This is a genomic window from Streptomyces sp. NPDC005925, assembly GCF_040638805.1.
Classification (GTDB): Bacteria; Actinomycetota; Actinomycetes; order Streptomycetales; family Streptomycetaceae; genus Streptomyces.
In genome coordinates this window covers 1-5,617 of record NZ_JBEXVL010000059.1, presented here as the reverse complement: position 1 = coordinate 5,617, position 5,617 = coordinate 1, and the positions used below count along the sequence as shown (strand labels likewise).

Genomic DNA, 5,617 nt, shown 5'->3' with positions numbered 1-5,617 from the left:
ACATCCGGACGCACCCCCACCGACTCCCACAACCGAGCCAGCCCAACCTCCAACGCAAACAAACCCGCCTGCGCCCACACCGTGTGATCCAACCGCCCCCGCGGCCCCCCGAACACCACCTCCCGCAAAGAACCACCCAACTCCCCGTCCAACAACCCACACACCTCATCAAACGCACCCGCAAACACCGGGAACCGCTCATACAACCCGGCCCCCATCCCCACCACCTGACTGCCCTGACCACTGAACAACCAGACCATGTCCCCACCCGCACGAACCGGACCGGAAGACGGACCCACCAACGCCGGATGCAGCTCCCCCGCCGCCAACGCCTCCAGACCCGCCACCAGCTCAGCCCGCTCCGCACCCACCACCACAGCCCGGCACTCATGCACCCCACGAGCCCGGACAAGCGACCAGCCGACGTCGACCGAGCGTGCCGACGGGAGGTGCGCGGTGGCGTGGTCGGCCAGTTTGCGGGCCTGGGCGCGCAGCGCGTCGTGGCCGCGGGCCGAGACCACCCACGGCACCACCAGGCCGTCGCACGCTTCGGGGGTCGCGGGGGTTTCCGCCGCCTCGTGCGCCGCGTCGTCCGGAGCCCCGTCCGCCGCGTCCGTGTCCGACGGGGCGGGGGCCTGCTCCACGATCAGGTGGGCGTTGGTGCCGCTGATGCCGAAGGAGGAGATGCCCGCCCGGCGCGGGCGGTCGGTCCGCGGCCAGGGCACGGGGTCGGTGAGCAGCCGCACTCCCCCGCCCTCCCAGTCCACGTGCGGCGTGGGCCGGTCGATGTGCAGGGACGCGGGCAGTTCGCCGTGGCGCATCGCCATCACCATCTTGATGACACCCGCCACACCCGCGGCTGCCTGCGTGTGCCCGATGTTCGACTTGACCGAGCCCAGCCACAGCGGCCGGTCCTCCGGCCGGTCCTTCCCGTACGTCGCGAGGAGCGCGTTGCTCTCCATCGGGTCGCCGAGGGTGGTGCCGGTTCCGTGGGCCTCGACGGCGTCGACGGCGTCCGGGGTGACGCGGGCGTTGGCCAGGGCCTGGCGGATCACCCGTTCCTGGGCGACGTCGTTGGGCGCGGTCAGTCCGTTGCTCGCGCCGTCCTGGTTGACGGCGGAGCCTCGGACGACGCCCAGCACCCGGTGCCCGTTGCGGCGCGCGTCGGAGAGACGCTCCAGAAGGACCAGGCCGACGCCCTCGGAGAAGCCGGTGCCGTCGGCGGCCGCCGCGAACGGCTTGCACCGGCCGTCCGGGGCGAGGCCGCGCTGGCGGGAGAACTCCACGAACGCCGTGGGCGTGGACAGCACGGTCACGCCTCCCGCCAGGGCCAGCGAGCAGTCGCCCTGCCGCAGCGCCTGGCAGGCCAGGTGGATCGCGACCAGGGAGGCCGAGCAGGCCGTGTCGAGCGTCACCGCCGGGCCCTGGAGGCCGAAGGTGTAGGCGATGCGGCCGGATATGACACTGGAGAGGGTGCCGGTGGTGGCATATCCCTCCACCTCGGGCGGTACGCGCCCTCCGGACATGTGGTCCTGGCTGGACACTCCCGCGTACACGCCGGTGAGGGTGCCCTCGAGCGTGGACGGGTCGATGCCCGCCCGTTCGAACAGCTCCCAGGACACTTCGAGGAGTACGCGCTGCTGCGGGTCGGCGGCGAGCGCCTCGCGCGGGTTGACGCCGAAGAAATCGGCGTCGAAGCGGGCGGCGTCCCGCAGGAACCCGGCCTCCCGTACGTACGTCGTGCCGGGGTGGTCCGGGTCCGGGTGGTACAGGCCGCCCAGGTCCCAGCCGCGGTCGGTGGGGAACTCCTCGATGGCGTCGCCGCCCGAGGCGACCAGGTCCCACAGCTGCTCCGGTGACGACACGCCGCCGGGGTACCGGCAGGCCATCGCGACGATGGCCACCGGTTCCCGCTGCCGCTCCTCCACGTCGCGAAGGCGCTGACGGGTCTGGCCGAGATCCGCCGTCACGCGCTTCAGGTAGTGGCGAAGCTTGTCCTCCGTACTGGGAGTGCCCTTCGCGTCCGGAGTGTCCTTCGTACCCGGCATGTCTTCTCCACTCCTGATCAGGAAGGCAGTTCTCGGTCGATCAGCTCGAAGAGCTCGTCGTCCGACGCGGACTCCAGGTCTTCGTTCTCGACGGCGCCGACGCCGGCACCGCCCCCACCGGCCGCGCCTCCCGCCGTGTCGTCGAGGCGCCACAGCAGGTTCTGCAGACGGGCCACCAGACGGCCTCGGGTGTCCTCGTCGTGCGCCTGTCCCGTGATCACCGTCTCCAGCTTGTCCAGCTCGCCGAAGAGCGGTGCCGACGGGTCGGCCCCGGCGGGGCACAGCCGCGTGCGCAGTTCGTCGGCGATGGCGGACGGGGTGGGGTGCCGGAAGATGAACGTGGCGGGCAGCCGAAGGCCGGTGGAGGCCGAGAGACGGTTGCGCAGTTCGACCGCGGTGAGCGAGTCGAAGCCGAGGTCCTGGAAGCGGGCGTCGGTCCGTACGGCGTCGGTGCCGGTGTGCCCGAGGACCGCCGCGGCGTGGGTCCGGACCAGGTCGAGCAGGGTGCGGTGCTGTTCGTCCGCGGTCAGTGCGGACAGCTTCCCGGCCCAGTCGATGTCCTGCCGGGCGGTGGCGGCCGTCGGCCGTGCGGAGCCCTGGCCACCGGCGAAGGCACGGAGGAGGGCGGGCAGCGCCGCGGCGGGTTTGCCCGCCAGGACACGGGTGTTCAGGTCGACGGCGACCAGGTGGGGGCGGCCGTGGCGGTGCGCGGCGTCGAGCAGGGCCAGCCCGTGCCGGTCGCTCATCGCCTTGACTCCGATTCGGCTCATCCGCGCCACGTCGGTGTCGCTGAGACCGCCCGTCATCCCGCCCTCGGCCGAGACCTGCCAAAGACCCCATCCGACGGACAGTCCCGCCTGTCCCCCGGCCCTGCGGTGCTGCATCAGCGCGTCGCAGTAGGCGTTCGCGGCGGCGTAGTTGGCCTGGCCCGGGCTGCCCAGGGTGGCAGCCGCCGACGAGAACACCACGAACAGGCCCAGCCTCATCCCCCGCGTCGCCTCGTGCAGGTTCGCCGCGGCAGCCGCCTTCGCCGCCCACACCCGCGCCAGCCCCTCCGACGTCTGCGCGGTGACCACGGCGTCCTCCAGCACACCCGCCGCATGCACCACACCGGTCAACGGATGCGAGGGATCCGTCCTGCCGACCAGCTCCCTCACCGCGTCCCGATCACCGACATCGGCAGCGACAACGGTGACCTCGGCACCCAGCCCGGCCAGCCTGTCGACCAGCTCCCCACTGCCCGCGGCCTCCGCACCGCGACGGCTCGCCAGCAGCAGATGCCGCACACCCCACTCCCGTACCAGGTGCTCCGCCACCACCCGCCCCAGCGCGCCAGTACCACCGGTGATCAGCACCGTGCCCTCGGGATCGAGGGCAGGCGGGATCTCCAGCACCAGCTTGCCGGTGTGCTTCGCCTGACTCATGAACCGGAACGCCTCCAGCGCCCTGTCCAGCGGCCAGGAACGTACGGGCAGAGGGGCAAGGTCACCGGTGGCGAACCTCTCGCCCAGCTCACGCATCATGACCGCGATGCGGTCGGGGCCGGCGTCGCCGACCAGGTCGTAGACGGTGTACGTGACCCCCGGACACGTGGCGGCCACCTCCCCCGGCACGCGCAGATCCGTCTTGCCCATCTCCAGGAAGCGGCCTCCCGGGCCCAGCAGCCGCAGGGAGGCGTCGATGAACTCGCCCGTGAGGCTGTTCAGTACGACGTCCACGCCCCGTCCACCCGTGGCCCGCCGGATCTCGTCCTCGAACGCGAGATCCCGCGAAGAGGCACGGTGCGCCGCGTCGACGCCCATCTCCTCCAGCACACCGTGCTTGGCCGGGCTCGCGGTGGCGAACACCTCCGCACCCAGATGACGCGCGATCCGCACCGCCGCCATGCCCACACCACCGGTACCGGCATGGATCAGCACCCGCTCGCCCGCCTTCACACCGGCCAGCTCCACCAACCCGTACCAAGCCGTCAGATAGGCGACCGGCATACCGGCTGCCTGGCGCATGTCCCATCCCCGCGGGACCGGCGCCACCATCCGCGTGTCCGCGACGGCCATCGGGCCGAAAGACCCGTGCAGTACGCCCATGACACGGTCGCCGACCGACAGGTGGGTGACGTCCGGGCCGACCTCCGTCACGACGCCGGCACCCTCCCCACCGAGCCCGATCTGGCCCGGCACCATGCCGAGGCTGACCAGGACGTCACGGAAGTTGATGCCCGCGGCGTGGACGCCGATGCGGACCTGACCGGGTTCGAGAGGCCGCAGGAGCTCGGGGCAGGCGACCGGCGCCACGCTCTCCAGGGTCTCGGCACTTCCCTTGTCCAGCCGCCAGGCGCGCTCGGCGGGCGCCGGGAAGAGCGCGCCTCCGGTCGCGCGAACCAGTCGCGGGACCAGCAGATCGCCCTGACGCAGGGCGAGTTGGGGCTCGTCCAGGTCCTGGACGGCCTGACGCAGTACGGCCTGCGGCAGCCGCCCGCCGAGGACGGTGTCGACATCCGCGTCGTCGTCGTCGGTGTCGGTGTCGGTGTCGGTCTCGTTGTCGGTGTCGTTGTCTGTGTCGGTGTCGAGGTCGAGCAGGGCGAAGCGGCCCGGGTGCTCCGACTGGGCACTGCGCACCAGACCCCACACCGCGGCCGCGGACGCATCCACCTCACCATGACCGTCACCCTCACGGCCGCCGTCGGTGACCACCGCACCCCTCGTCACCAGGACAAGACGCGACTCCGCCAGCTCCGGCACGGCCAAGAACTCCCGCACCAACGACAACACCCGGTCCACAACCACCGGCCCCGCACCCACCGACGGCCTCACGGGAGCAAGCACCGCCCACGGCACCTCACCACCCGACGACACCACCCCACCCAGACCGGCACCACGCGGGAGCACCACCCAGCCGGCACCGTCGGACAGATCCGGCCGCGAAACCGCAAGCGGCGACCACTCCACCGCGAACAGGCCCTCGTCGCGTGCCTGCGCGGAATGCAACTGCTTGAGGTCGGCGGGGCGCAGCGTCACGGAACCCACGCTCAGGACGTCGGCCCCGGCCGCGTCGGTGACCAGTACCCGCACCTCCCGCTCCGTCTCGTCGTACGCGCCCGGCGTCAGGCGCACGCGTACGGTTCCGGCACCCCCGGCCCACAGGGTGACCTGGTTCCAGGTGAAGGGCAGCCAGATCTTGCCGTCGTCCTGCGGCTGTCCGGGCCAGTCGAGCAGCAGGGCCGGGTGGAGGGTGGCGTCCAGGAGGGCGGGGTGGATGCCGTGACCGTCGTGAGCACCGGCGGCCTCGGGCAGGGCGACCTCCGCCAGCAGGTCCTGGCCGTCCCGCCACACCGCGCGCAGCCCCCGGAACGCCGGACCGTACGCATAGCCCGCCTCGGCGACCCGCTCGTAGAAGCCGGTCAGGTCCACCGGCACCGCGCCCGTCCCGGGCCACGCCCCGGCCGCTCCGCCGGCCGCACTGGGGGTGACTTCCGGGGTGAGGGTGCCGGAGGCGTGGCACACCCACGGGTCGTCCCCGCCCGCGCCGTCCGTGTCGGGGCGGGTGAAGACCTGCACACCACGACGCCC

At 72.4% G+C, this 5,617-nt stretch carries 2 protein-coding genes; both read right to left on the bottom strand.

Going from position 1 to position 5,617, the window contains the following annotated elements; all coding sequences use genetic code 11:
- Positions 1–2,048: type I polyketide synthase (locus ABZ354_RS28490; RefSeq protein ID WP_358661592.1), on the bottom strand; the 2,048-nt coding region annotated here is incomplete at its 3' end.
- Positions 2,049–2,065: 17 nt separating this feature from the next.
- Positions 2,066–5,617: SDR family NAD(P)-dependent oxidoreductase (locus ABZ354_RS28485; protein ID WP_358661590.1), on the bottom strand; the 3,552-nt coding region annotated here is incomplete at its 5' end.